Annotated in this window: 1 protein-coding gene; it reads left to right on the top strand. The window is 43.4% G+C overall.

The annotated features are described in order from the left end of the window. Nucleotides 1-219: molybdopterin-binding protein (locus tag A3712_RS15205; RefSeq protein WP_269451426.1), on the top strand; the 219-nt coding region annotated here is incomplete at both ends.

The following is a 219-nucleotide window of genomic DNA, read 5'->3' as shown; positions in this document are numbered from 1 at the left end:
GCACCTGCCCTGTTCTACGTAAAGTGAAAGTTGGCGTATTCTCTACAGGTGATGAAGTTCAAGCACCAGGTAGCGAGCAGAAACCAAATTCTATCTACGATTCAAACCGTTTTACTATTATCGGTATGCTTCAAAAACTGGGCTGTGAGATCGTTGATTACGGCATCATTGAAGATGACGAACAGAATATGATGGATGTCCTTCATGCTGCGTCGTTAG

The sequence above is a fragment of the Vibrio sp. HI00D65 genome, assembly GCF_001635455.1.
In the GTDB taxonomy this organism is placed as follows: Bacteria; Pseudomonadota; Gammaproteobacteria; order Enterobacterales; family Vibrionaceae; genus Vibrio.
The sequence above is the reverse complement of the archived record's forward strand: the minus strand, read 5'-3'. Positions and strand labels throughout refer to the sequence as shown.